The organism is Pelodictyon luteolum DSM 273, from assembly GCF_000012485.1.
Taxonomy (GTDB): domain Bacteria; phylum Bacteroidota; class Chlorobiia; order Chlorobiales; family Chlorobiaceae; genus Chlorobium; species Chlorobium luteolum.
In genome coordinates this window covers 2,113,967-2,140,167 of sequence record NC_007512.1, presented here as the reverse complement: position 1 = coordinate 2,140,167, position 26,201 = coordinate 2,113,967, and the positions used below count along the sequence as shown (strand labels likewise).

The following is a 26,201-nucleotide window of genomic DNA, read 5'->3' as shown; positions in this document are numbered from 1 at the left end:
TTATGGCTGGAGTGCTCGTTATATTGACTGGATCGGCTGCAATGGGTGCGCCGCATGGGGGAACTCAATTGCCTTTCGGGGCTGGATTAACATGACTGCATATGGGTTTTTTTGACAAGTTCAAACTCTCACGGCTGACTGAAGGGCTCGGCAAGACGCGCGAGACACTTCGCGAGAAGCTGGCTGTGGTGACGAAGGGAAAAACGGAAATAGATGACGAGTTCCTTGAGGAACTCGAAAACATCCTCGTCGGGGCGGATGTCGGCGTGGAGATGACGCTCGACATCGTCGAGGCCATCACCCTGCGGGCGAAACGGGAGACCTACCGTTCTGAAGAAGAGCTGAACCGGATGCTGCTCGATGAAATCTCGGGCATGCTCAGGGACAGCAGCCTTGAGCATCCGGTCGAGTTCGACGCACCGCTTGCGGCCAGGCCCCATGTGATCCTCATCGTGGGGGTGAACGGCGCGGGCAAGACCACGAGCGTGGCCAAGCTTGCCTCCAACTACGAGCGGGCGGGGAAGAAGGTGGTCATTGCCGCCGCTGACACGTTCCGCGCAGCGGCCTATGAGCAGCTGCAGGTATGGGCCGAACGGGCCGGCGTGCCGCTCATCGGCCAGGGGCAGGGTGCAGATCCCGCCTCGGTGGTGTTCGATGCCGTCAGCTCGGCCGTGGCGCGCGGCACTGACGTGGTGCTGGTCGATACGGCAGGCCGGCTGCACAACAAGAGTCATTTGATGGAGGAGCTTGCCAAGATCATGCGGGTGGCCAAAAAGAAGATCCCCGAGGCCCCGCACGAGGTGCTGCTGGTGCTTGACGGCACCACCGGCCAGAACGCCGTGCAGCAGGCCCGGGAGTTCATGAAGTTCGTGCATGTGACGGGTATCATTGTCACCAAGCTTGACGGTACGGCCAAAGGCGGCATCGTGCTCTCTATATCGCGGGAACTCAAGCTGCCGGTGAAGTACATCGGTGTGGGAGAGAAGATCGACGACCTGCAGCTCTTCGACCGCCGGCAGTTCGTCGCCGCACTGCTCGGCCGTCTGGAGGAGTAGTTCTTCAGTTCCCCGTCAGATGGAGCGCAGCGTTCTCCATGTCGGCCATGACGGCCGCGGTGTCGTAAAGCCGGAGCAGGTGTGCGCCCTGTTTACGGTCCTGAGCCCCGAGACGGGGAGCGAGGGCTTCGGCGGCAGGGTGCGTGTTCAGGACGACGGAGAGCGCGTCCTCGAGCCGCAGGGGGCTTCGGATTGCGATTACCCGGAAGAGTTCAGCTTCCCGCCGCTCGAGCAGGTAGTCGACGTGCCAGCGGAGATGTTTAAGGGGGTGGCGGGCGGAAGGTCCGCTTGTGAGGCCGGCGGCCTGGAACTCCCGGAGCATAAGGCGCCGGATCGGGTGCGCGGGTTTTTTGCCTGAACGGGAGGCGTGACGCAAGAGGCGCAGGGCAAGCGGTGAACCCGAGGCCCGCTCTCCGAGAGCTGAGCCGACGTAGACGTAGTCGCCCTCCGGGGCCTCGACGGGTCGGCCGCCCATGAACCGCCCGAACGGAATCAGGAGCGGAGCCTTGAGGCGGATGAAGAGGATGTAGGTTCCCATCCTGCACCCTTCACCCAGTATCGTGCACTGCAGTTCGCTCATGGCGGCTCTCTTTGTTTGGCTTTTTCCCCTTTTGATGCAATATTAGCGGAGCGTTCCCCCTGCGCCTGTGTCTCTAAAGATAAAGGATTTCAGGTATGGAATGGAGCGAATCGGTATTTGACGGAAGGCGCAGGGAGATGGTCGAGGGACTTCGGCGCTCAGGCATCATGAATGCAAGGGTCCTCGAGGCGTTCCTGGAGGTCCGCCGCCACCTGTTTTTCCCCGAAAGCGAGCGGGAGCACGCCTACGACGATGCGGCGTGGCCCATCGGGCACGGCCAGACCATCTCGCAGCCCTATACGGTGGCCTACATGACGAGCCTGCTTGCCGACAGGGTGCCGTCCGGCAAGGTGCTGGAGGTCGGCACCGGATCGGGTTACCAGTCGGCCATCCTCGATGCCATGGGCTACAGGGTCTTTACCATCGAGAGGGTTGCGGCGCTCTACAGCGAGGCCCTGGGGCGCTTCAGGCGGTTTGCCCTCCCCGTTGCAGCAAAACTCGGGGACGGCTCAGAGGGTTGGCCGGAGGAGGCCCCGTTCAACGCCGTCCTGGTCACTGCCGCAGCACCGAAGGAGCCCGAAGCGCTCCTCCGCCAGCTTTCGGACAACGGGTGCCTCGTCATTCCGCTCGGGGGGATGGATGTGCAGCAGATGACCGTCATTACCCGCCGCGGCGAGGTCTTTCTGAAGGAACGGTATCATGAATTCGCCTTCGTGCCGCTCATCGGCAGGGAAGGCTGGGAAGAAGAACAGGAACAATCGTAACACAAAAGCAGCAACCATACACAGGGAAGTCTTATGGCACTCATGACGAGCATGCGCGATAAAACGCATATCATCCTCTACACGCTCCTTGCCGCATTCCTCGCCCTCATCGTGTTCGAATGGGGCATGAACTTCAGCGGACCGGCCGGCCGCAACGGCCAGGCGGGCAGTGTGAACGGCACGCCGGTGCCCTACAGCGAGTATGAGGAAATCTACCGCCAGTACAGCGAAAACTACCGCCAGAGCAACCCCGGAGCAGACATCTCGCCCGAAGCGGAGCTTGGTCTCAAGGAACAGGCCTGGAACACCCTTGTCGACCAGAAGCTGCTTGAAGAGCAGTTCCGGAAGTTCCGGATCACCATCGAGGATTCTGAAATCCTGGCTGCCATCCAGCGCCCCGATCCGCCCCAGATCATCGCCCGCAACTTCATGGACCCCGCTACCGGCGCCATCGACCGCGCACGGCTTGACAGCGCACGCAAGGATCCCCGGAACAAGGAAATGTGGGTACAGGTCGAAGACATCATCCGCCGTGAACTGAAGATCCAGAAGCTGCTTCGTGCACTCGGCACGATGGCGCACGTGACGGACCGGGAGGTCGATGAACTTGTCCTCCGCCAGTATACCCGCATGTCGGCCTCGTTCATCCCTGTTCCTTACAGCTACGCCGGTGACGATGCCAGCTTCCCGGTGAAGGACGATGAACTGCGGAAGTATTATGACGAGCACAAGGAGATGTTCCTTCAGCCCCCTTCGCGTTCAGCCGAGTACGTCTTCTTCCCGCTCGTTCCTTCAGCAAAGGACAGTCTGCTGGCCCGCAGTGAACTTGAGTCACTCAGGGGTGACTTTGCCTCTGCCTCCTCCGACAGCGCGTTTGTGTCGGTGCAGAGCGATGAGCCCGGCGGCGCCGACAGGACGTTTGACCGTTCCGTATTTTCACCCGAAGCAGGTTCTGCCATCTTCGGCTCCCCCGCCATGCGGCCGGGCGGGATGATCGGCCCTGTCGCAGATCAGGGCGCCTACCGGCTCCTGAAAGTGAAGCAGATCGTGACGGCTTCGCAGCCCGTCGCCCGTGCCTCGCATATCCTCATCGGATTCAATCCCGCAAACAGGGCCGAGGCCCAGCAGGCCGGCGCAAAGGCGCAGGACATCCTCCGGCAGCTCAAGGGCGGTGCTTCGTTCGCCGATCTTGCACGCCGTTACTCCGCTGACATCGGCAGCGCCCGGAGCGGTGGCCAGCTTGGCTGGTTCCGGAGTGAGCGCATGGTGCCGGAGTTCGCCGATGCGGTCTTCAGTGCAGCGCCGGGAACGGTTGTAGGCCCTGTCGCAACCCGCTTCGGCCTTCACATCATCAAGGTGGAAGGGTTCGACCGCAGTGCATTTGTCGGCTCCGCCCTTTCCCGCAACATCCGTCCTTCGACCGAAACTGCCGAGAGTGTGCGCCGCATCGCCATGGCGTTCCAGATGGATGCGAAGGATAAAGGGTTTGCGAAGACAGCCGAAACTGAAAAACGCGAGATTGCCAAAACCGGCGACTTCACCCGCAACATGCCGATTCCCTCCATCGGCTACAGCGAAAAGATTGCTTCATTCGCCTTCAAGGCCGGTGAGGGCGACCTCTCCGACGTACTTGATACCGAGCGGGGATTCTATGTCATGAGCCTTACCGGGAAGAACGACACCGGTTACCGCAAGCTTGACGATGAGCTTAAATCGGCCATTACCACAGAACTGAAACGGGAGAAAAAGGGGGAGTTCATCAAAAAGAAGCTGCAGGCGCTGGTCTCGGTTCCCGGCGCCACGCTGCAGAAGATCGCTGCCGCGGACAAGAACTTCAGCCTCTTCACTGCCGACGACATCCGCTGGAGCGACGGGTTCATTCCGGGCTACGGGGTTGACCGTCCCCTTGTGGAGGCCATGGCCGGCATGCCGGTGCAGAAGCTCTCCCTGCCTGTCAGGGGTAATGACGGCTTTGCCGTCTTCATGGTGCAGAAGAAAACTCTTCCCGAAGGGCTGGACCCCGCCCTTGAAAAAGCGGCTGTCGCCCCCCGTCTCCTGCAGATGAAGCAGGAACAGCTCTTCAGCGAATACTTCGCTTCCATCCGCAAACAGGCCAAGATCGAGGATACCCGCCCCTGAACGGGGCGGGGTTCGGGAAACGGGGGAAAGCCTCCATCCCGTCGGCGAGCGGAGAAACAGATGGTTTCTCAGATGAAGGTCGCGATGTGCTGTGGCGACATTGAATGCAGTCCGGGTGAAAAGCTCATGCAGGTCCTGGTTGACAGCTGCAGGTTCCCCGTACGAAGCAATGAACTCCGCGATTTCCAGATAACCGGCATCATCGCTATCGATATGGTGCAGCATTGTCATGCACCGGGTGCCATGGGATGACGCCTCTGTTCTTCTGCAGGAAGGGCTTCCCGCCGCAGTATCAGCTGTTGGCCCCGCCGGTCGGGACATGAGTCCATGAAGACCCCGAAATTTGAATCCACAGGGTAGAATCCTCCTTCTTTGAGGATAACTGTTTATTGCTGTATATGTGTTCTTTCTAAATGATGGTTATCCTTATCTGGTCATTATGCTGTCTCCGCCTGCATTGTAGAAAGAATGGCACCCTGATGGATGAAGACAGGCGCTGGAAGCCGCGTCGGTTGTTATGATGCATCCTACGGGTTTCTGTTTGGTACTTGTTCTGAAGTATGTAATATTCAAGTTGAACTTGAAAATTGCATAACAATGATCCAAAGACATCTTGCTCCTACCATGAAGGAGAGGTCAGGGCAGTACCCGATCGTCACCCTCACCGGGCCCCGCCAATCTGGAAAAACAACTCTCTGTAGGCAATGCTTTCCAGAAAAGCCATACAGCAACCTCGAACGGCCGGATACGAGGGCCTTCGCACAGTCCGACCCCCGGGGGTACCTTGAGCAGTTTCCCGAGGGAGCCGTTCTTGATGAGATTCAGAGAGTGCCCGAACTGCTTTCCTGGCTTCAGGTCCGGGTTGACCTGCATAACCGCAAAGGCGAGTTCATCCTTACTGGCAGCCATCACTTCGAGCTTAGTCGTAGCGTCAGCCAATCTCTGGCAGGTCGTACGGCTCTGCTCGAACTTCTCCCCCTCTCCATTGCGGAGCTGCAGGGCGCTGGCGCCGACACCTCCATCAACCGAATGCTTTATGCCGGAGGATACCCGCGCATCCATGCCGACAGGCTTGATCCGACGGTCCTGCTCGGAGACTATTTTGCAACATACATTGAAAGGGATCTTCGCGAACTGATGCAGCTCCGCAATCTCAGCGCATTCGAAACCTTTGTGCGTCTTGCCGCCGGCAGGACCGGTCAGCTTCTGAACCTGCACAGTCTGGCGGCCGACTCGGGCATTTCGAGCCAGACGGCAAGGGCATGGATGAGCGTTCTTGAGGCATCTTTTATCGTTTTCCTTCTCCCTCCATGGTTCGCCAACATTGGCAAGCGCCTGACCAAATCACCCAAGCTCTACTTTTGTGATGTGGGTCTGGCCGCCTGGCTTATCGGCATCCGTGATGAAACGCATCTGGCTTCACACCCCCTTCGAGGGAACCTGTTCGAGAATCTGGTTGTCCTGGAGGTCGTGAAGAGGCAGAAAAATCTGGGGCGGCACTCCCGTCTCTTTTTTTACCGGGACAGCAACGGCAGGGAGGTCGACCTGCTCTTTGAAGATGGGGAGAAGATCGGTCTTGCCGAAATTAAATCAGGAATGACTGTTGCGAAGGAGGCTTTTACCTCGTTGCACGCTGTCCATAACACGCTCGGTGAACGCGTTCAGACGTTAAGCCTGATCTATGGCGGCACGGAACACCAACGGCGGAGTGATGTCGATGTGATCGGCTACCAAAGCGCCTCAAGGCTCGTCGATGAGCATGGATGAGGGGGGAGGGGGGCAGCGACACCCGGGAGCCCTTAGCGGCATCACGGGTGATTACACACCCGCCCTCGACGGAGCGGGTCCTGCAGAATGCTTTCAGTTTTTTCAGGTTCCCGGTCTCTTTAGCACCGTCCATGAACTTGACCTCGAACGGCACGGGTCGTTCGCCTGTGTCGGCGATGACATCAATCTCATGCTGGGTGGAAGGGTCTCTCCAGTACGAAAATGCGACGCTCTCTTTGTGGTGGCATTCGAAGACGTGTTTTTGCTGTCCCCGCCTGCATGGTAGAAAGAATGGCTCCCTGAAGGATGAAGACAGGGACTGGAAGCCGCGTCGGTTGTTATGATGCATCCTACGGGTTTCTGTTCGGTACTTGTTCTGAAGTATGTAATATTCAAGTTGAACTTGAAAATTGCATAACCGGCAAAAGCCCTGCAGCCGAATTGAAATCAGGGCTTACAGGAAAATGCATCACACCGCCCATCTCCAGCGCCTGCAGAATCTCATCAAACCAGTAACCCCAACCTCATCACGCTCCACGGCCATCTCCCCCCACCCCAACAAAGGAATCATCCACATCTACGACTCCATCGAGCTGAACCTCCCGCAGCTGGCTCGTATGGGGCAGAATCGCCGAAATGGCTATCAGGCTGATGGGATACCGCATCCGGCAGCCCATGGCGGCCGGACCGCCCTACGAATGCAGTTGGAGTGAAGCTCACGCATTGTCACGCTTGCACCAAACAGAGCTGCCCTGCATGGTACTGAGTAGATTTACTCAGTACCATGCAAGGCGCTGCGTTCTGGTTGAGGAAAACGGCAAGGCTAGGATTAATACCACATGCAGAAGAATGGTGAAGCGCCTTTCGGGTCAACTCGAGAACACTTTCCATCGAAGGGCTGCAATGTGTTCGAGGTTTGGCGAAACCTACATCCTTGGCGATCCTTCGGCCTTGGAGAACGGATGTAATCGATGGTTGGGACGGGCTTAACAAAAGGCTGCGTAATCAACGCGGTCGTGAATGATTGGTGGGGCAAGCCTACGCAAACCCCAGCCACAAAGCCAATGCCCGGTTAATGGCGAGTAAGCTTGTATCATCGAGCCGTCCAAAAACAGGCCCCACCTTTTCAGAAGGGACGGTCTGGATTTTATCCACCATCACTTGGGAAAGCTTTTTCAGGTTGTTGTCTGCCGTCGGAGGAATCTCAATGCGAAACAACGGCGCTGAACGAAGTTCGCTGGTCACGGGCAGCACCGTCACAGAAGGATGTTCAGAAAAGAAATCAGACTGAACGACGAGGGCAGGGCGTGGCTTGCCGTAGTCGCCTGATAATGCAATGGAGACGAGCTCGCCCCGCTTCATGCCGTCCACCCTTCACGGTCTGCGGCCTTTTCCAGAAACTGCAGGACTTCCTTTTCCTGATGATCTTTTTTCAAAAGGGCCGATTGCCGCCTGCACTCCGCCGCGAACCCTGCCCGCCGGGTATCGGGAACCCATATTTGCAACGGGCGCATCCCGGCCTTGCGTAAGCCCGCCCTGTACTTTTGAACTCTTTCGGCTACCCCCGCCATAGTATCCATCCTTGAGTTATTGTTTGATCCTGTAACATGTAACATATACTAAAACATCGCTACATGCAACAAAATTCCGTATCGAAAAGACAGAAAAGGGGTCCCGACAAAAAGCCGGTAAAAAGTACGCCCCCGGCGAAAGTCTTCGATAATAATCGATTGATACATTCTCAGTGAGATCAGAGAGAAAAACAATATGGAATCAATCTCATGCTGGGTGGAAGGGTCTCTCCCGTACGAAAATGCGCCGCTCTCTTTGTGGTGGCATTCGAAGACGTGTTTGAAAAATGCTGTTTCAACAACCCGGCCAAGCGCTGTGGAGTCTTCCAGCAGGCCTTTCTCTCTCGGCCCCTCAGTATTTCCTTGCCGTAACCAGGCGGCTTCAGCCTCTATATCAGGTGAGCTGATTCAAGCAGCATCATGAAGTTGAGTACAGTCTTTTTATTGACATCAAGATTGTTGCAGCGTGTGGGGATGTCAAGCATCCCCCCGTCATGCTGGCAGAAATACAGAAATGTCTGCTCAAGCTCCTTGAGTCTCCTTACGCCGAACATGGAGCAGATGTCGCGCTTGAGGACTTTGTCGACAATGTCTTCACGAAGAAGTTTCTGTGCCATAGGGGTGCTTTCCAGTAGTGCGGTCTGGGGAAAGCTGCCACGAAGCAGGTAGCTATGAAACAACCCTGTCAGCGGCCGGCACTCCTCTCCAACCCGGCTGAAGCGGGGCAGCTCGGCCTCGAACAGTTCCCCAGGAGATGAGAGTAGAGGGATGTCAGCGAGGGCCTCCTTTCTCAAGTAGCATGTATTGGCGGAAAAGACTGCCGTACGGTCTCATTTCAGGGCACAGGGTCTCTTTCATCCAATTCTTTCCTGTGACTGCTCCACACCGTCAAAGATTGCTCCGGCTACGCTTTCCGGGAACCCGGACGGGAGTTGTCGGGCGGTATCCATAAGAACCTGCGGCGTTCGCTGCAGCATATCATCGATGATGGTTTCGGCGGCACGCCCTGTAAGGCCGCAGCTTCTTGCAGTGGTGATGAAGTGGCGCCGTGTCATGTTTGCCCATCGGTACACACGGCTTTTACCCCAAAGAGCCATGGCCATGGTGATTTCTCCGGGAGGAAGCTGATTTCGGCCGTTTCCGATGACAGGAAAAGCCGAGAGGGTATCATAGAGGGGCGTGAGGTGGAACGTTCCTGTGGGACCAAGGAAGATGCTGAAGTTTTTTGCGTGCCCATCGATAGCCGCGAGAAGAAAAAAGGCAACCTGTATCTGGAAGAACAGCTTCCGGTCATCCTCTGCACGCGCTGAGCCGAGGAGGAGCTGCATGATGGCTTCGATGCCCGGACCACCATCGCTTTCGTATTTCTGCCAAGGCGGTGTCCCGGTGGCCTGGCATAGGTCTTCCTGCGGGAGGCGCATGATCCAGTCCCCTTCACGGGACGGTTTTCTGTCGAAGCGTTCTACAACGAGCGATTTCACGTCGCTGAAGGTTTCGATGGTTGCTTTGGCGACAGGAATTCCGTATGCCTCGAGGATCTTCAGGGAGAGCCACTCGTTTTCGATCGACAAATCCATGTTGATATGGTTTTGGCCGATTGTGCCGAGTGGCAGTTTGAGGATATGGGTTGAGGGTGTGGTGCCGTGGGGAATCATCCACCGGCCTTCATGAAAAAGAAGGGCCGTTTTTTCCTTTGCCCCGGAAAGAGAAATCCTGAATTCGTCACCCGCCTGTTCTCTTTTGCCGAAGGCGGCGTCCCGGGTTGTATTATTGCAGAGGGATGCGATTCCTGCCGGGTCAAGAGCCGTTGCCCGGATGGTTCGGATATCTTCTCCTGTATCGTTTGGGGCGAGAAGCTGGATGGCACCAACACAATCGCGTCCGGTTTCCTGCAGGAGCGAAAACGGATCGATGCCTCCGGCGGCAAAGCGGTTCTGGATTCTTCGCCTGATCTGGTCATTGTTCGGCAGCAGGTTGTCGAAGTAGGCGTAGACCGCTTCACCACGGTAAGGTTCAGTTCGTAACGGCATGGAAAGAGAGATCGGCCGGGCATGCGGCAGGGTAAGCCACGAGGCGGTATAGCCGAACTCATGCATACCGTTTGGGCGGACAGTCCAGTTTCCGACATCCTCTCCATTCATCAGGAGCCGGAGCATTTTCGTGCTTGATGCTCTGCCCATTACCACTCGCCTTTGTCTGTTGATCCATCTGCTTTTCTTTTGAGCGAGAGTTCAAGGCCGAGGGCGGAAAGCAGTTTGAAGAGGTTTCCGATGGAGCAGCGTTCCGGGTGGTTTTCAAAGGCCGATACCATTTTTTGGCTCATCCCGACTCTCTCTGCCGCTTGCTCCTGTGACAGCTGCTGTTCCTTGCGATATCCCTGCAGCAGCAGTGCAAGTTGTTTCGTGGTGCGGATGGTGTTCATCTGGCGTCTTGTACGAATTTTGATGGTACCCTCGTTATGAGGGTCTCACTGTCAATGGCCAACACTCGATTATCCTTTATATGGGATAAAATCAATTTATCCGTTTTTCGGGATAAAACAACGAATCCTGCTGGTTGGATTATGGAAAAAAAGGGAAATCCGTCTGACGGCGGTGCCAGGAGTGCTACGGCTCTCTCTTGCTCTCTTCCTCTCTCTCTGCCGGACGGGAGCGTCGGTAAAGGGGGGGGGGACGTCGCATACGGCTCTGGTATGAGGACGTGCAGGGGGCTGTATTCGTAATGAACGGGCACGGGTGAGCAGGCATCGTTCCATCTTCCCCTTGTCGGCGGAGCATACGCTGCCTGCAAGGGGTGTGCTGGGGGCCTGTGTTTTTACTGTGGAATCCAGGGCGGTTTTCAGTGCATGCTGCGGCACCGTTCAAGGCGGTCCTTGATGGCTTCTGCGGTGGTGAGCATCAGGCACTCACGGGCGAGCCCTTCGGTTTCTTCGAGCGTGTAGCGGCCGACGAGCGACTTGAGTTTTGCGATGTCGGAGCTGACCACGCTGAAGTGGCGGAGGCCGCATCCGAGGAGGAATGGAAGGGCGAGCGGGTCGGAACCCATGTCGCCGCATATGATCGCCTTGCAGCGGTTTTTCTGTGCCGTTGAAATAATGCGGTACAGCTGGCGGATGAGTGCGGGGTGGAACTTCTCGAACAGGTCCTGTACGATGACGTTGTTGCGGTCGACGGCAAGGGTGTACTGGGTGAGATCGTTGGTGCCGATGCTGATGAAGTCGACCACCCGGGTGATCTCCTCGATCAGCTCCACGGCTGCCGGCACTTCAATCATGGCGCCGAAGCCGGGTTTTTCGATCTGCAGTCCGCTTTTCTGTGAAATCTCCAGGTAGAGCCTGTCCAGAATGGCGCGTACCGCCGCAATCTCGTCAAGCGACATGATCATCGGTACGAGGATGTCGATGTTGCCGTGGAGGTTGGCTTTCAGTATGGCCGTGATCTGTGCTTCGATGATTTCAGGCAGGTCGAGCAGGATGCGCACGCCCCGCCAGCCGAGGTTGGGGTTGGGTTCCTTGACTGGCGAGTACATCAGCTTGTCCCCTCCGATGTCAAAAAGACGGATATCGAGCGGCAGGGGGGCGATGGCGTCGGCCATCTGGAAGTAGTAGCGTTCCTGGAGGGACTCTGAGGGTACTTTGGATGCGTCGGTGAACAGGTTCTCGCTCCGGAACAGCCCCACGCCTTCGGCGCCGGCAGCGCAGATGGCGTCGAGTTCCTCCTTGAAGTCGATGTTCGCGTAGAAGCAGATCCGTACGCCGCACTTCGTCATTGCGGGATAGACGGCCGCTTCCGACTCATCCTCTTCGCTTTTCTGCTCGGCCTTCTGGCGGGCGGTGTATTCCGCAATGCTCTCTTCCGAAGGGTCGACAAGCACCGTGCCGGTGCTTCCGTCGATGATCATCTGCCGTCCTGCAACCACCTTCTGCGACAGTTTGCCGAGCCCGACGACCATCGGAATCTTCAGTGACTTGCAGATGAGGGAGATATGCGAGGTCTTTCCTCCCGTGTCAGTGACGAACCCCTTGATGTTGCTGCGGCTGAGCAGCACGATGTCGGCCGGTGAGAGGTGGTCGGAGGCTACAATCACCCCTTCAGGGATCCATGAGTGCAGTTTACGGACATGGAGATTGCGGATGATGCGGTCCTTGATGTCCTGCATGTCGTCGGCGCGCTCCTGGAACAGTTCGTCGTCCGACTTGCGGAACAGCTCAAGGTACTTCGAGAACTCCTCCTCGATGACGAGGTTCGCAGGCCGCATCTCAGAGCGGATGCGCCGGGTGACCGATTCGGTGAGCACGGGATCGTGCAGCACCATGATTTGCGCCTGAAAGAGGTTCGAGTAGCTTTTTCCGAGCTTCTTGATGGTGACGCGCTCTATTTTACGGAGCTCCTTCTCCGAGCGGCCGAGCGCAGTGAGGAACCGCTCGACCTCCGCTTCGGTCTTTTCGGGTTCCAGCTTCAGGGGAAGCGGAATCTCCGTCTCTTTTACGAACGCATAGCACTCCCCGATTGCGATGCCGCGGGATGCGGCGATGCCCGTGTAGCGCTCCTCCTTGCGCCGCCGGCTTTTTCGGGCGCCTGGTACTGCATCTTCCGCTCCTTTCCGGGTGGCGGGAGGCTCCTCGTTCGGTGTGTGTGCGGGCATGAGGTAATCAGGTTAAAACGGTGCTTCGTCATGATTGATATAGGCCCCCTCTCTGTCCGGCGGCTGGTCCGCTTCGGGCGCCCGGTAGTGGTCGGTGTTGCCGTAATCGACTTCGGATTCAGCTGCTGCGGTGATGTAGGCGTTGGCCATCGACTGGAACCGTCCGTGGTTCTTCAGGAACAGCAGGCGGATGTCGCCGATCGGACCGTTTCGCTGTTTGCCGATGACGATCTCCACCACGTCTTTGGTGGAGGAGCCGTCTTCGAAGGTCTGTTTGCCGTACATCTCGGGGCGTGAGAGGAACATCACCACGTCGGCATCCTGCTCGATGGAGCCCGATTCACGAAGGTCGGAAAGCTGCGGGCGGCGGTCGCCGGTGCGCTGCTCGACGGAGCGGTTGAGCTGGGCGAGGGCGATGACCGGGATGTTGAGCTCTTTTGCCAGCGCTTTCAGTGACCTCGATATCTGGGCGATCTCCTGCTCGCGGTTGCTCTTGCCGTCACGCACGGGACTTACCAGCTGGAGGTAGTCGACGACCACCATGCCGATGTCATGCTCCTGCTTCATGCGCCGGGTCTTGGCGGTCAGCTCCATGATGGAGATGCCCGGCGTGTCGTCGATGAAGAGCTTTGCCTCGTTCAGCTTGTCCATATTGTTGATGATGCGTCCCATCATCTCGTTTGAAATCCTGCCGGTCCTCACCAGCTGCGACTCCACCATGGCCTCGGCGCACATGAGCCTGACGGCCAGCTGCACTTCGGCCATTTCAAGGGAGAAGAAGAGCACCGGTGTCTGGAAATCGACGGCCGCGTTGCGGGCGAGCGCCAGCGAAAATGCGGTTTTGCCGGCCGAAGGACGCGCAGCGATGATGATCATGTCAGAGCGCTGGAACCCGGCCGTCATCTGGTCGAGCTCCGAGAACCCCGATCCAACACCGGTCACCGATGACTGGGAGGCGCGGAGGGTTTCGAGCATATGGATGCCGTTCTTCACCAGCTCCTTGATGGGAGTGGCCCTTTTCTTGATGCCCGCCTGCGAGATGTTGAAGAACTGCTGGGAGGCGTGCTCCACAAGATCGAAGATGTCCATCGACGAACTGTAGGAGCTCTCCGAGATCTTCGTCGATATCGATATCATCCTCCGGTAGAGGAACTTCTCCTTTGCCAGGCGCGCATAGTACTCCACATTGGCAGCGCTGATCACCTTGCCGGAGAGTTCCGCCAGATAGTGTCTTCCGCCGATGTTGTCGAGCTCGCCCATCTTCACCAGCTCTTCGCTCACAGTGATGAGGTCGATCGCCTGCCGCTTGTTGTAGAGCTGCATCATTGCCCGGAAGATGATCTGGTGGCGCCGCTCATAGAACACCAGTGCTCCGCTGTCGGCGAAGATCTGCACGACCTGCTCTATCGGATCCTCCTCAAGCAGAAGGCACGCAAGCACCTCCTGCTCGATTTCCGTGGAGTAGGGCGGTATGCGGCTCTCTCTGGAAAAATCGATGTCCTGATCGAAATCTATGATGTTCCTGTCCTCTTTTCTGTCCCTTTTCATTCAGCCCCCGTCTCCTTGACGGGCATGGTAATGTTGTCATAATGGTGCCTGAGCAGCTGCACGTCCTCCCAGCACCCCCGCTTCCAGTTGGGGTTGCGGAGCAGTGCGGCCGGATGGTAGGTCACGAAGCAGTCGACTCCTTCCCACTGAAGCACCTTCCCCCGCATCGCACCCATCGAAAGCGAGTTCTGGAGGATGGTGTTTGCCGCAACCTTTCCGAGCAGGAGGATCACCTTCGGACGGATGATTTCGATCTGGCTTTTCAGCCACGGGGTACATGCCGCTATTTCATCATGCGCCGGGTTGCGGTTCTGTGGCGGCCGGCACTTGACGATGTTGCAGATGAACACTTCCTCGCGGCTGAAGCCGATTGCCGCAAGGATTTTGGTGAGCAGCTGGCCCGAGCGGCCGACGAATGGCTTGCCTGTTGCATCCTCCTCGGCCCCGGGTCCTTCACCGATCACCACCAGCTTCGATTCAGGGTCGCCTTCACCGAACACAACCGTGTTGCGGGTTTCGGCAAGCCGGCATTTCCGGCACTCGAGCGTTTCCAGGCGGAGTGCCCCGAGTGCTTCTGCTGTGGGTACGTCCTTCAAGCGTTCCCTCCCTCCGCCCCCATAATCCGGGAGACGGCCTCAAGCAGCTTTCCTGCGGCTTCGTCTTTCGTCATAAGGGGGAGCGCATCCGTTCTGCCGTTCCGCTCAATAAGGGTCAGGCGGTTCGTATCGCCCTCAAAGCCCGAACCCGGCTGTTCGAAGGTATTGAATGCGATGAGGTCGAGGTTCTTCGATTCGAGCTTGCCTTTTGCGTTTAGGAGGCCTCCGGCGGTTTCGAGCGCAAAGCCTACGGCGAGCTGTCCCGCCTTTTTCTGTGCTCCGAACCCGGCAAGGATGTCGGGGTTCAGCTGGAGCTGTACCGCCATCGTCTCTGCACCTTTTTTCAGCTTGCCCTCAACCGCTTCCAGCGGACGGTAGTCGGCCACCGCTGCCGCCCCGATGAAGATATCCGTGCCCTCGTACAGAGCGCGTGCGGCTTCGTCCATCTCCCGGGCGCTCTCGACCTTGATGCACACAATGCCTTCGGGGGTTGGAAGCTGCACAGGACCGGCAATCAAGGTCACACGGGCACCGCGACGGTAAGCCGCCCGGGCGATGGCGAAGCCCATCCTGCCCGAAGAGTAATTGGAAATGAAGCGCACCCCGTCGATCTTTTCGCGCGTCGGGCCGGCAGTCACCACCACATGTTTTCCGCTGAGGATAGGGTCCGGTGTGAGTGCTTCCTGAAGCTGGCGTACGATCTCTTCGGGATCAGCCATGCGGCCGAGGCCGCACTGGCCTGAAGCGAGTTCTCCCTGTTCGGGGCTGAACACCCGGCACCCCTGTTGAGAGAGGGTACCTGTATTGCGCTGCACCGAAGGGGATGCGAACATATAGCCGTCCATGGCGGGGAAGATGAGCACCGGCCGGTCGGGACGGAGGGTGATGAAGCAGGCGGTCAGCATGTCGTCCGACAGCCCTGCGGCCAGTTTGGCGATCGTATTGGCTGTTGCCGGCGCAATGACGAGGGCGTCGGCCCACTCTCCAAGCGAGATGTGGGTTGTATAGTCGACTCCGGGAGTGTCGGTTGCGGGGAACATGCTGCGGAGGACGGGTTCCTGGGACACGGTCGCAAGAGAGAGCTCGCTGACGAACCGCCCGCCGGCTTCGGTCAGCGCAACCCTCACCTCAGCGCCCGCCTTTTTCAGGAGACGCACCAGATGTGGTGTTTTATACGCGGCAATTCCGCCGCACACCCCCAGTACAATCCGCTTTCCCTTCACGCTGCAACCCCTGTTTAATGCAAAAACCATATACCCTTAATGTACAAAATTCCCTTCCACAAAAAAGGTTGCCAGATGCCCCCTTTGAACCGCCTGAAGGGCCGGACAGAGGAGGTCTGACGTCATAGTTATCGTCATAGTTATCGTCATGGTGATCGTCATGGTGACTTCTAAACCCGCCCTCCTCCATGCGGTTCAACGAAACAATCTCATCACAGGGTGAACTCCACAGCCAGTCGAGCTGGATCAGTCGGTAGTGGGATGCAGCGAGACTGAAGCCTCGGGCTTCCCCAGGGCAATCAGGCGGTCCACTTCGTCGGCGAAATCCAGAAAATCGGCAACTGGATCGAAACCCTCATGGGAGAATCGGAACAGCGATACCCGGTCAGGCCATCAATCTCAAAGTCGTTCTCTCTCAGCTCCTCGAGACTGCTCCTGCGCAAGTCGAAACTTTATACTGTTGCAGGTGGTTCACCTTTTTGTTAACATTTGATCTGTGAGAAATCTTCTTCTTTAAGACCCCGTCGGGGAAAAGTCCTGTCGATGAATACCTGGATACCCTTTCTGACAAGGAAGTCAAGAAGGTTCTTTGGGTGCTTCGATTGGTACGAGAGCTACATTCGGTATCGACCGAGTATTTCAATAAAATTCCAGGGTTCCGATGGCATTTGGGAGATTCGGGCTCAGCAGGGAAGTAATGCTTTTCGCCTGTTGGGATTTCTAGATGGTGGGCGTCTGGTTGTATTGACCAACGGATTCCGAAAGAAAAGCCAGAAGACCCCCGCCTCGGAAATTGCGCTTGCTACAAAACGTAAACATGACTATCTCGAGAGGAATAACAATGGATGATCTTGATCGGTACACTGAGAAAAGGGGCGAATCTTCTCCAGATTTTGCCCGAACTTTTGAACGGGGCTATGAGCAGTTCCGGATTGGGGAGTTACTGCGTCAGGTCAGAATCCAGGCAGGTCTGACTCAGAACGATCTGGCTGAGAAACTGCACACCAGGAAATCCGCAGTATCCCGTATTGAGAACCATTCGGAAGATATTCGTTTGTCGACGCTTGCCCATTATGCCGAGGCCCTCGGGAAAAAACTGAAGGTGGTGATTCAGTAGTTGATTGATGGTCGGCGAACCTCACCTTTCATATGCTGGATTACGCCTGCGAATTGTTGGCGCTGCCCCTTTTGGTCTTTAAGGGAAGAGATTCGGAAAGAGGGTTTCGGCGGCGGAAACGGGGAAGCGGAGTGAGACAGGGGATTTCGGGGTGCTTGAGCCGAGGATGCCATGCTGTATGAGGCCGCTGAGCATTATCCTTGCGCTCCGCTCTTTTTTTGATGTGATGCGGGCGACTTCGCCCCGCGGAATCTCGCCTCGGACAAGGACGGCTTCAAGCAGCGTGAATGCTTCGCGGTCCCACTCCTCTCTGAGACAGTACATCCGCAGCCTTGACGAGAGCGAATCAAATGCAAACAAGCTCTGCATAAACGTGATCTGGTCCAGAGAGACCTTGAGGAACCAGATGATGAAATCATTCAGTGCCCTGAGGGAGAGGTTTCCTCGCAGATCAAGGTCGCCTTGGCGTGCCATATCGGCACGCTCCATCATCCTCATATAATCACCAGGCCCCTCAAGCCCCCTTGCAAGCCCTCTGGATATTGACCAGAGGCCATGTGCCCCGATTCCAGCGTATAGGCCCATAGCATGACTCAACAATCGGCTAACCCTGCCATTGCCGTCCGGGAAAGGATGAATGTAGTTAAACCGATGATGAGCTGCGGCCATGGCGACGATGCGCATGCCTTTTCCCATGGATGCAAGGGTATAGCGCTCCATGAAATAGGCCATAAAATCATTGACATGTATGCTTGATGGAGGCTGATGCAGGCCTACACTGACATCCTGCTCCGCTCTGTTCCGGTATTCACCTGGAACGATGGTCAGCGACCGTCCCTGCTTTTTAATTTGGCACATGCTCTCTGGCAGATTTAGATAGAACTGCTTATGCAACCACTGTATGAAGGTGCCGGACACAGGGTCCTGCAGCATTCCTTCCGCATGCATGGAGTCTATTCTCTTCTGCACGGTAATATGCGCAATCGCTTCCCGTTGCAGGTTCCGCTTTTCCTCCTGATGTAAGAAGTTGTCGTGCAGGGCGGATTCAATGTCCCTCGGTCGTGTCTTATGTCCCTCAATGAGGTTGGAATAGTAGCAGTTCATGACCCTTACCAGATCTGCAAGGCTACCAGCCGTTACCGGATGCAGGGAACTGTCGAGCAATCCTGCTGCAGATGACAGCGAGGCGATCAAATCGACTACTTCGGGTTCCAGTGCGCTGGGCATACATGGGTCTATACGGGCAGGTACTTCTATAAGTGTCATTTTCTGCCGATTATTTTTTTGCTTTTATGTTATAAACAAAACAATTTACGCGTTTTATGGTAAAAATTATGCCGATATTTTTGCCGATGTTTTTCTCTGCTGTTTATCGAACGACCGGTTTGTTTTTTTTCGCTGTTTTCTGCAGTGAGCCGACCGCATTGAAACTACCTCCATGTGCGCTCCCCTTAGGCGTCCCGGCGGTCTCCTCAATGTTCTCTGGTGCCCAGGTTTGATTGGGTATTTCTGTGTTGGATTACTATCCACCTCAAGGGATACATGCGGGGGGAGCATGGATGATCTTGAGCTGTACACTTGAGAAAAGGGGCGAATCTTCCGGCGGATTTTGCCTGAACTTTTGATCGGGGCTATGAGCAGTTCCGGATTGGGGAGTTACTGCGTCAGGCCAGAATCCAGGCAGGTCTGACTCAGAACGGTCTGGCTGAGAAACTGCACACCAGGAAATCCGCAGTATCCCGTATTGATCAACAATCGGCTAACCCTGCCATTGCCGTCCGGGAAAGGATGAATGTAGTTAAACCGATGATGAGCTGCGGCCATGGCGACGATGCGCATGCCTTTTCCCATGGGTGCAAGGGTATAGCGCGCTCCATTGAATAGGCCATAAAATCATTGACATGTATGCTTGATGGAGGCTGATGCAGGCCTACACTGACATCCTGCTCCGCTCTGTTCCGGTATTCACCTGGAACAATGGTCAGCGACCGTCCCTGCTTTTCAATTTGGCACATGCTCTCCGGCAGATTTAGATAGAACTGCTCATGCAGCCACTGTATGAAGGTGCCGGACACAGGGTCCTGCAGCATTCCTTCCGCATGCATGGAGTCTATTCTCTTCTGCACGGTACTATGCGCAATCGCTTCCCGTTGCAGGTTCCGCTTTTCCTCCTGATGTAAGAAGTTGTCGTGCAGGGCGGATTCAATGTCCCTCGGTCGTGTCTTATGTTCCTCAATATCGCGCAGCCCTCACACTCGCGATGTTGTCCGCTCACTGTCGATCGATAAATGGTAAATATATCTATTGTCATAAAGATATGAAATGTCAATATATAGCATTACTTTTGTTATGTATTTGACAATATAAGGATTGACGTCATGAAGAGCAGATTATTACAACAGAAGCATCTGGACGATAAAATGCAGGCATTTTATCCTGCTGCCGCACTCACGGCTCCACCTACAGGCTGGATAAAAGCCATCAGGACAGCCCTCGGCATGTCGATGCAGCAGCTCGGCAACAAGTTGGGGGTCACAAAGCAAAACATCCAGAATATTGAGCAGCGGGAAAAAGAAGGATCCATAACCATCAAATCTCTAAGGGAAATCGCATCAGCCTTGGATATGAAGCTGGTGTATGGGCTCGTCCCGAACGATGGCAGCATCAATGCGCTGGTTGACAGAAAAGCCCGGGAGCTTGCTTCCAACATTGTGCTAAGAGCCGCACAGAGCATGAGGCTTGAAGCTCAGGAAAATTCCGCAGAGCGTATTGAGGCCGCTATCAGGGAGCGGGCAGAAGAGATTAAGCGGGAAATGCCTAAAATGTTATGGGACTAGATTTTAAATATCTTCCTGGCCAGACGCCGATCGGTGAGGATGATCAAGATGGATTGCTTATTCCTACCATTTCCACAAGGGGGGAGCTTGACGAGTTCGAGCAGCAAAATATCGAACAGGCAGTGCACTGGTCTTTATCGCGCAGATTTCGTCAGGGGGATATCCTTACGGAGCGGTTCGTCAGGGAGCTCCATAAGCGAATGTTTGGAGACGTTTGGTTGTGGGCTGGAGAATTCAGGAAAAGCAATACAAATATCGGGGTTGATAAATGGCAGATTGGTGTCGAGTTAAGAAACTTGCTGGGCGATGTCGGCTGCTGGATCGCCAATGAAGTATTTTGCCCTGATGACATTGCGGTCCGCTTCAAGCACCGGCTTGTCAGCATTCACTGTTTTCCTGACGGTAACGGTCGACATAGTCGATTAATGGCCGACATCATCGTCGAACAGGTGTTCAAACGACCTCAGTTCACTTGGGGCACCGGGGATCTCTCTCTTGATGGGAATATAAGGAAGACATATCTCGATGCGGTAAAAGCGGCCGATCAAGGTGATTTCAATCCATTATCTGTATTTGCAAGATCCTGAGACCAGGTCCGCTGTCTCGCAGGTGCCGATCTGACTACCACCAGCGAGGCGGTCAGGCTGACCGGCGCGAGTCGCAATACCTTGCAACTGCACTTCCGGAACCTGGCCGGACAGGGCAATCTGACACAGCATGGCCGAGGGCGGGGCGTGTGGTACGAGCCTGCTTAAACTCGAGCAGATGTTGTCTGATGGCTGGGGTCCACTTCAGTTCATGAACTTGCGAGTGTCGAAGCTAGTGTCGAAGGTGTCGAAGTTAGTGTCGAAGGTGTCGAAGTCTCCGATATTGCCTCTTCCATGGCACCCCTGCTTTGGTATTGCAATCTGCCTCGAACCAGAAAAGAGATACTGACGCACTGAGGACTTGCTCTGCTCACACTACGAAGTACAGTCGCCATATTCTTCCAGGGCTTTCAGCATGGATGGCTTGCAATGACAGAGCCGGAAAAGCCAAACAGTCCGTTCCAGCGCTCTGTGGTTACCGGGCGCTGGATGAGATGGCTGTCAGGGCCTGAAGGGTAGTCTTGAACAACTATCGTACACCGAATTCGATACGGCATCTCTCTTCTGCCTTAAGCCTCTTTCGAATTCCTCAGCGCGGCACCATTTCCTGCTCTTTTTCCCGGGCGGGCTTTTCTTTCTGTTGCTTTTTGCCGGTGATGCGGCGCCAGAACTGGTCCCAGGTATGGAAGCGCTCTTTGTAGGAGAGGCTCACGCCCCAGGTTTCGGTGGGTTTCTGGAGGTTGGTGCTGATGAGTTCGCTGGAGCTCTGGCCGTAGGAGCGGTAGGCTTCGGCGGATATTTTGGGGGTGATGCGGTATTCAAGTTTCTGGGACGTGCCGTACTGGCCGAAGAGGGACGACTGCTTGATGTCCGAGGAGCTGCCGGTGCCGATGAAGCGCAGCTTGCCTCCAGTGCCGGGTACATGCATGGCGAAGTAGAGGTCGAGGCCGGTGAGTGCGCCATCCTCTCCGGTGCCGACGTTCAGGTTGAAACTTTCCAATCCGGCAAGGTTGCGAACGGCGCTCGATACCTGCGCGGAAAGCAGCCCGGTGCCGGCTGAAAGGCCGACGCTGGAGGCGGCAATGCCTCCGCCCCCCGCTCCGTTGCTTCCGGGCCGGATATACCACTGCCGTGAGAGCAGCATGGAGATCACGTTCAGTTCGGCGTTCGGGTCGATCTGTGCCGAGTGGCTGCCGAGGGTGGTGGTTGCGGCGTATGGCTGGGCGGTTTCGTTGAGGTAGTATCCCATCGCTACCCGCGGCTCGTTGATGGTGCCGGTGATGGCCAGCAGCAGCTTCACGTTGTCACGCTCGGCAGTGGGCTGGTAGAGGGCGCTGACGAACTTCGAGCCGTAGAGGTCCGTAATGGCTCCGTTTCGTATCTCGTCGTTGTTCCAGCTGATGCGCCCTCCGTCCTCGAGGTCGAAGTTGGAGTTTGAGAACCGGTACTTGCCGCCGACCACCTGCACGGAGCCGAACAGCCGGTACTGCTGGTTGTGCTTGTTGACGGTGAGCGAGAGGTTGTTGACCGTCGTTTCAAGCCCTTCACCACGCAGCCGGTCAAAGATCATGCTGTAGCGCATCGGTTCCTGCCCCGAGAGCTTGAAGTCCCTGATCTCCAGAATGTCGATGAGCGAGTAGTAGAACTCCGCGTCCTTCGGGCGTTTTAATGCCGGCCTGTCTCCGGGCAGCACCGGTTTGGGGTAGCGGGGAACGAACTCGATGAACTTCTCCGCCCCTATATACTTCGTGCTTTCGTTTGCCCCCGAGCGGTAGAGCGAGAATGATGCCTGGTTGACCCGCAGCTCGCCCTCAAGTACCGGTGCGGATATGTCGCCCCGGAGGCGCATGCCGGGGCTTGTGCCCACAATGGTGCCGAACGAGGTTTCGTCCTTCTTGTCTTTCTTGTTGTAGAGCAGGAGGTTGCGCAGCCTTGCGTCTACCGAGATCGCGCCGGGTTCGAGGTTTCGGAGCTGCAGGGTGCCTGAGAGGGTACCGGTTCCTTTGAGTGAATCGCTCAGCTGGAGCTGGCGCAGCTCGAGCTGCCTCGGGGTCACGACGATGTCGCCGTTGAGGGTGTAGGCGACTTCAGTCGGCGCCACCCTGATTTTCGTATTGCGCAGTTCGCTCTGGAGGTAGACTTCGGGTGAGGGGGTGCGGCCTTCGATGCGCAGCGTTGAGGGTACCATGCCTTCAGCGGAGGCAAAGAAGGGGAGGGCGAACTCCAGCACCTCTGCCGACAGGTTCCGGGACTGGAACGATGCCTCGATGCGCTGGCGGTCCGGCACCGCTATACGGAGCGGGAAGTAGTTGAGTTCGAGCGGCACCGTTCCCGAGCCTGTGATGGTGTTCAGGGCGAGGGTGCCGCCACCGGCACCCCCTGCGGCGTTGCTCTCCATCTGGAAGCTGAGGGTGCCCGGGCGGTGGCGGAGGGATGCCTGGAGACGGCCGATCTGGAACCGGTCATAACGGACGTTGCGTCCCTCTACGTCGAGTGTGCTGGTTTTTGATGCGGGACTTCCGCTGATCAAGAGCGAGGCATCGATTGTTCCGGAGAGGGGCGCAAGCGAAGGGTCGAGGGTGAATCGCTGCAGTTCGTCGAGCCGGAACCCCGTAAGGCTGGCTGTGAACGAACCCGGTTCACGGCTTGAGAGGTCACCCTCAAGCACCAGCTTCTGTGTGCCTTTAGCGACATTGAACCGGTTGAAGCGCAGTGCGGAGCGCTCAACCAGCACCTGCGGGGTGCCGGCGGTCGACCATATGCCGGAGCTGTCGGCCAGAGAGAGGCGGTTGACTGACAGCCGGTAGGTTCTGCCGCTGCGTACCGCCGCCACATCGAGCGTGATCCGCCCTCCCGGTTCGGGCACATCCATATCGAGCTTCAGGTCTAAGGTGGATGCGGCGTAGCGGAGGGAGAACGAAGCGGAGCCGATCTTACGGCCGAGGGTTTCGGCTTCCCGGGTCCTGCCGGTAAGCGAGAGGCTCTCAGCCCCGCTTCCATCGCACTCCAGCTGTGCCTGCACATTCAGTCCGCTGATGGAGAGGTCGCTGCTGTTCCTGCCCGTCGGCAGTTTTCCCCCTGAACCGGAAAGGATGGTTGGTACGTCGATCGATGATGTGACCGAGCAGAGGCCTGCGGCGGACAGTGCACGCCCCACCGCACTTCCCCTGAACGACAGGTCTCCAAGAGGCAGGAACAGCTCGAGCGGAGCGCTTTCCTTCACATTGATGCTGTAGTTGAGGATGAAGGGTTTTTTCAGCACCGGGTCGGCCTTGAGCGGCGGGGGCGCGGCGCCTGACCAGATGTTCTCCTTTGCTGCTTCGCGTGTAATGCCCGCAGCTGCGTACTGGCTGAGTGCTGCGAGCTGCTGCACCGAGTAGTTGCCCTGCAGCTGCAGGTCCATGAAGTCGCTCGAAAGGGTAATCTCGGAGGCCCCGTCCGACTGGGCAACTTCGGCGCTGAGGCGGGAGCCGTCCTGGATGCGGAGGCCGTTCAGGGATGAGGGCGTGAAGCGGACGGTGAGGGCGAGGTTGAGGCTGGAGGGGTCGAACCCCTCGCCTTTCAGCGCAACCGCGCCGCCGAGGTCGGTGCTGTAGGTGCTGGAGGGCAGGAGGCGGGCCATATTGATGCCCTCCAGGGTGCCGCCAAGGCTGTAGGCCGGGTTTGCGGTGCTGAAGTTCATGTTCCCTTCGAGCGAGAGGCCGGTGGACTCTGCACCCTTCATCTCCACGCTGTACTGCAGGTTCCTGTTGCGGTAGTCCGCCCGGATGAGGCCCGACTGAACCTGCTGGCGGTGCCACAGGGACTCGCCGAGCACCACCTCGGCTTTCATGTCCTCAATGCCTTCCCTCGACTGCGTCCCCTCAATGGTTCCCTTCAGGGCGATGCGGCTTTTTATGCCGTCCATCTGGACGAGCCGGTGCGGCTCGAACTCCCGGAGTTCAAGTATGCCGGCGTAGTGCACCCCGCTGTTCGGGGTTGTTGTGGCCGTCGCCTCGAGTGATCCTTTTCCGGCTCCGGTCGTAAAGGCTACATCGGTCTTGACGGCTGTCAGGTTTCCCTCGGCCTTGCCGGTGAACGACACGCCGCCCGATTGCTCCGCAATCTGGCGCACGGTTCCTTCCGGTGAGAGTGCTGAGAGGAACGGTGCGCTCACCTTCGAGCTGTCGATCGTGATGGTGTAGGCCAGCGCTTCCCTGTCCTGCAGGTTCATGAAGCGGCCTTTCAGCTTCAGGCGGCTTCCGTTGTGGGTGGCAAGAAGGTCGAGCAGCTCGGCTTCGCGGGCGTTGCCTTTCATATTGCCTTTAAGGGTATAGGTGCCTTTGGGGAGCTGAACCCCGGGCGCCAGCATTGCGATGTCGTCGGTGTCCAGCAGGATCTCCTCCACGTTCACGAACGAACTCCCCGTCTGGAGGGCATGCTCGGGGTCGAAGTGGTGCAGGTCAATGGCGTCGAGTGAGAGGGAGAGGGTTGCCCGGCTCTTTCCGCCGGCGGCTTTCAGGCCTATCACCTCGGCCCGCTTATCGGTAATGAAGAACTGTCCCGACCCTTCCCGGAGGGTAAAGCGTTCACGGGGAAGTGTGAAGCGGAGCTGCTCAAGGGATCCCTTCAGGAGCTTTTCCTGCAGGGTGAAGTTTGAGAGGCGGAGGTCGAGGTTCCGGGCGGCAACGGCTGCCCTTGCAGTGCCGGACGCGGCAAAGGGCGTGTAGGATACTGCGGCATTCTGGAGCCGGAGGCGGCGGCAGGAAAACTCCTGCAGTCCCGGCTTTGTGGAATCGGGCTGGCGGGGAGTGAAGATGACGGCAAGGTTGAGTTTTCCGTTCTCGCGCTCAGTCACTCTTGCAGTGAGGGAATCGGCGCTGATTCTGCGGAACCGGAGGACGGTGATGTCCTTTTGCAGAAGGGGAAGGAAGTTGATGCGCGCCGAAACCCGCGATGCAGAGAGTGCGGGAATGCGTTCTCCGGGCTCATAGATCCGGGGACGGATGAGGGTCACGCGGTTCGGGAACTTGAGTTCTACCCCCTCAAGCTCAAGCCGCCCGGTCAGTTCCTTGTTGAAAAGGGCCGTACCGGCTTCTTTCGCCCAGTGGTTGAGTACGCCGCTGTTGAGCACTATCGCCAGAAGGAGCGAGAGCAGGAGGAGGAGTGCGGAGAGTGCCGCCAGAATCCGTATTGCAAGCTGTTTAAGGTGTTCCACCCCGGTCCCCTCCGCCCCTGGCGGTCAACTGCCGCTCTCCGGCGTATGCGGCAACTATCCGTTCGATGATGCCGGTGGTGGAGCGGCCCTCAAGCAGCGGCACGTTCAGTACGCTGCCCCCTTGGGCAAGCACCGCTTTGGCGCCCGCAATGTTTTCCACCGCCCAGTCGGCTCCTTTTACAAGGATGTCCGGCAGGAGCAGCCCTATCAGCTCTTCAGGGGTGTCTTCATCGAAAAGAGTGACGGCGTCGACCGCCCGGAGCGCTGAGAGCACCGCAGCGCGGTCCTCTTCACTGCATACCGGCCGCAGGGGGCCTTTAATCCTCCGTACCGAGGCATCGCTGTTCAGTCCTATGATGAGCCGGTCTCCAAGCCTCCTCGACTCGGTGAGGTAACCGACATGGCCGGCATGCAGGATATCAAAACATCCGTTCGTGAACACCACCCGCAGCCCTTCCCGCTGCCACTCCTTGACCTGGTCACGCGCATCGAGGCGCGTGAGAAGCTTTGCCTTGTAGTCACCCATTACATTCAGCCCTCTGCATCGTTTGGCTCTCAAATTCTAATCTATAGTAT

Annotated in this window: 24 protein-coding genes and 2 pseudogenes; 11 read left to right on the top strand and 15 right to left on the bottom strand. The window is 57.2% G+C overall.

Features of this window, described 5'->3' with window-relative positions; genetic code table 11:
* The first annotated feature begins 101 nt into the window (after positions 1–101).
* Positions 102–1,055 carry a signal recognition particle-docking protein FtsY gene (gene ftsY / locus PLUT_RS09930; protein ID WP_011358637.1) on the top strand — a complete coding sequence of 318 codons (954 nt, stop codon included), beginning with the start codon at positions 102–104 and terminating at the stop codon, positions 1,053–1,055.
* A gap of 4 nt (positions 1,056–1,059) precedes the next feature.
* On the opposite strand, the gene PLUT_RS09925 is transcribed toward ftsY, so the two are convergent.
* Positions 1,060–1,635, bottom strand: a complete 576-nt coding sequence (locus PLUT_RS09925) for a GIY-YIG nuclease family protein (protein WP_011358636.1) — start codon at positions 1,633–1,635, stop codon at positions 1,060–1,062.
* Between the two features lie 95 nt (positions 1,636–1,730).
* On the opposite strand from PLUT_RS09925, the gene PLUT_RS09920 reads away from it, so the two are divergent.
* On the top strand, positions 1,731–2,399 hold the full coding sequence (locus PLUT_RS09920) for a protein-L-isoaspartate(D-aspartate) O-methyltransferase (protein ID WP_011358635.1): 669 nt from the start codon (positions 1,731–1,733) through the stop codon (positions 2,397–2,399).
* Between the two features lie 33 nt (positions 2,400–2,432).
* Positions 2,433–4,538, top strand: coding sequence for a peptidylprolyl isomerase (locus PLUT_RS09915; RefSeq protein ID WP_011358634.1), 2,106 nt, complete (start codon positions 2,433–2,435; stop codon positions 4,536–4,538).
* Positions 4,539–4,616: 78 nt separating this feature from the next.
* Here PLUT_RS09915 and PLUT_RS12040 read toward each other — a convergent pair.
* Positions 4,617–4,763: pseudogene (locus PLUT_RS12040) on the bottom strand (type II toxin-antitoxin system HipA family toxin); the annotation flags it as partial.
* A gap of 372 nt (positions 4,764–5,135) precedes the next feature.
* Here PLUT_RS12040 and PLUT_RS09905 point away from each other — a divergent pair.
* From PLUT_RS09905 to PLUT_RS11820, 3 genes are all read left to right on the top strand, one after another.
* Positions 5,136–6,305 carry an ATP-binding protein gene (locus PLUT_RS09905; protein ID WP_011358633.1) on the top strand — a complete coding sequence of 390 codons (1,170 nt, stop codon included), beginning with the start codon at positions 5,136–5,138 and terminating at the stop codon, positions 6,303–6,305.
* Positions 6,292–6,591 carry a hypothetical protein gene (locus tag PLUT_RS09900; protein WP_157858190.1) on the top strand — a complete coding sequence of 100 codons (300 nt, stop codon included), beginning with the start codon at positions 6,292–6,294 and terminating at the stop codon, positions 6,589–6,591. Before PLUT_RS09905 ends, PLUT_RS09900 begins: the two co-directional genes overlap by 14 nt.
* 178 nt (positions 6,592–6,769) lie before the next feature.
* Complete coding sequence (locus PLUT_RS11820; RefSeq protein WP_157858189.1) at positions 6,770–7,018, top strand: hypothetical protein; 249 nt, start codon at positions 6,770–6,772, stop codon at positions 7,016–7,018.
* A gap of 325 nt (positions 7,019–7,343) precedes the next feature.
* Here the strand turns inward: PLUT_RS11820 and PLUT_RS09895 are convergent, their stop codons facing one another.
* From PLUT_RS09895 to PLUT_RS11850, 10 genes are all read right to left on the bottom strand, one after another.
* Positions 7,344–7,667: a type II toxin-antitoxin system PemK/MazF family toxin gene (locus tag PLUT_RS09895; protein ID WP_011358631.1), complete on the bottom strand. Its 324-nt coding sequence runs from the start codon at positions 7,665–7,667 to the stop codon at positions 7,344–7,346.
* The gene (locus tag PLUT_RS09890) at positions 7,664–7,876 is read right to left on the bottom strand and encodes an antitoxin MazE family protein (RefSeq protein ID WP_041464212.1); all 213 of its coding nucleotides are present in this window, start codon (positions 7,874–7,876) and stop codon (positions 7,664–7,666) included. The genes PLUT_RS09895 and PLUT_RS09890 overlap by 4 nt, the downstream gene beginning before the upstream one ends.
* Positions 7,877–8,265: 389 nt before the next feature.
* Positions 8,266–8,670 carry a hypothetical protein gene (locus PLUT_RS11815; protein WP_011358629.1) on the bottom strand — a complete coding sequence of 135 codons (405 nt, stop codon included), beginning with the start codon at positions 8,668–8,670 and terminating at the stop codon, positions 8,266–8,268.
* Positions 8,671–8,730: 60 nt separating this feature from the next.
* A complete protein-coding gene (locus PLUT_RS09880; RefSeq protein WP_011358628.1) occupies positions 8,731–10,056 on the bottom strand; it encodes a type II toxin-antitoxin system HipA family toxin in 1,326 nt (441 codons plus the stop codon).
* Positions 10,056–10,298, bottom strand: a complete 243-nt coding sequence (locus tag PLUT_RS09875) for a helix-turn-helix domain-containing protein (protein WP_011358627.1) — start codon at positions 10,296–10,298, stop codon at positions 10,056–10,058. The genes PLUT_RS09880 and PLUT_RS09875 overlap by 1 nt, the downstream gene beginning before the upstream one ends.
* A gap of 416 nt (positions 10,299–10,714) precedes the next feature.
* Entirely contained in the window at positions 10,715–12,520 is a 1,806-nt protein-coding gene (gene ptsP, locus PLUT_RS09870; protein WP_011358626.1) for a phosphoenolpyruvate--protein phosphotransferase, read from the bottom strand.
* Between the two features lie 12 nt (positions 12,521–12,532).
* Positions 12,533–14,068: a replicative DNA helicase gene (gene dnaB / locus PLUT_RS09865; RefSeq protein ID WP_011358625.1), complete on the bottom strand. Its 1,536-nt coding sequence runs from the start codon at positions 14,066–14,068 to the stop codon at positions 12,533–12,535.
* Positions 14,065–14,664, bottom strand: a complete 600-nt coding sequence (locus tag PLUT_RS09860) for a uracil-DNA glycosylase (RefSeq protein WP_011358624.1) — start codon at positions 14,662–14,664, stop codon at positions 14,065–14,067. Before PLUT_RS09860 ends, dnaB begins: the two co-directional genes overlap by 4 nt.
* On the bottom strand, positions 14,661–15,917 hold the full coding sequence (coaBC, locus tag PLUT_RS09855) for a bifunctional phosphopantothenoylcysteine decarboxylase/phosphopantothenate--cysteine ligase CoaBC (RefSeq protein ID WP_011358623.1): 1,257 nt from the start codon (positions 15,915–15,917) through the stop codon (positions 14,661–14,663). The genes PLUT_RS09860 and coaBC overlap by 4 nt, the downstream gene beginning before the upstream one ends.
* A gap of 269 nt (positions 15,918–16,186) precedes the next feature.
* On the bottom strand, positions 16,187–16,330 hold the full coding sequence (locus tag PLUT_RS11850; protein WP_162010071.1) for a hypothetical protein: 144 nt from the start codon (positions 16,328–16,330) through the stop codon (positions 16,187–16,189).
* Positions 16,331–16,430: 100 nt separating this feature from the next.
* Between PLUT_RS11850 and PLUT_RS09850 the strand changes: the two genes are divergently transcribed.
* Complete coding sequence (locus PLUT_RS09850) at positions 16,431–16,736, top strand: type II toxin-antitoxin system RelE/ParE family toxin (RefSeq protein WP_011358622.1); 306 nt, start codon at positions 16,431–16,433, stop codon at positions 16,734–16,736.
* Positions 16,729–17,004 (top strand): helix-turn-helix domain-containing protein, encoded by a 276-nt coding sequence (locus PLUT_RS09845; protein ID WP_041463929.1) that lies wholly within the window; start codon positions 16,729–16,731, stop codon positions 17,002–17,004. The genes PLUT_RS09850 and PLUT_RS09845 overlap by 8 nt, the downstream gene beginning before the upstream one ends.
* Positions 17,005–17,082: 78 nt before the next feature.
* On the opposite strand, the gene PLUT_RS09840 is transcribed toward PLUT_RS09845, so the two are convergent.
* Positions 17,083–18,270 (bottom strand): Fic family protein, encoded by a 1,188-nt coding sequence (locus PLUT_RS09840; protein ID WP_011358620.1) that lies wholly within the window; start codon positions 18,268–18,270, stop codon positions 17,083–17,085.
* Positions 18,271–18,651: 381 nt separating this feature from the next.
* Here PLUT_RS09840 and PLUT_RS12100 point away from each other — a divergent pair.
* The 3 genes and pseudogenes from PLUT_RS12100 to PLUT_RS09825 form a co-directional block, all read left to right on the top strand.
* Positions 18,652–18,714, top strand: a pseudogene (locus tag PLUT_RS12100) (hypothetical protein); the annotation flags it as partial.
* Between the two features lie 668 nt (positions 18,715–19,382).
* Positions 19,383–19,841 (top strand): mobile mystery protein A, encoded by a 459-nt coding sequence (locus tag PLUT_RS09830; RefSeq protein ID WP_011358619.1) that lies wholly within the window; start codon positions 19,383–19,385, stop codon positions 19,839–19,841.
* Positions 19,832–20,428 carry a mobile mystery protein B gene (locus PLUT_RS09825; protein ID WP_041463928.1) on the top strand — a complete coding sequence of 199 codons (597 nt, stop codon included), beginning with the start codon at positions 19,832–19,834 and terminating at the stop codon, positions 20,426–20,428. Before PLUT_RS09830 ends, PLUT_RS09825 begins: the two co-directional genes overlap by 10 nt.
* A gap of 589 nt (positions 20,429–21,017) precedes the next feature.
* On the opposite strand, the gene PLUT_RS09815 is transcribed toward PLUT_RS09825, so the two are convergent.
* Complete coding sequence (locus tag PLUT_RS09815) at positions 21,018–25,625, bottom strand: translocation/assembly module TamB domain-containing protein (RefSeq protein WP_011358618.1); 4,608 nt, start codon at positions 25,623–25,625, stop codon at positions 21,018–21,020.
* Positions 25,612–26,151, bottom strand: coding sequence for a D-glycero-beta-D-manno-heptose 1-phosphate adenylyltransferase (gene rfaE2 / locus PLUT_RS09810; protein ID WP_011358617.1), 540 nt, complete (start codon positions 26,149–26,151; stop codon positions 25,612–25,614). Before rfaE2 ends, PLUT_RS09815 begins: the two co-directional genes overlap by 14 nt.
* Positions 26,152–26,201 lie beyond the last annotated feature (50 nt).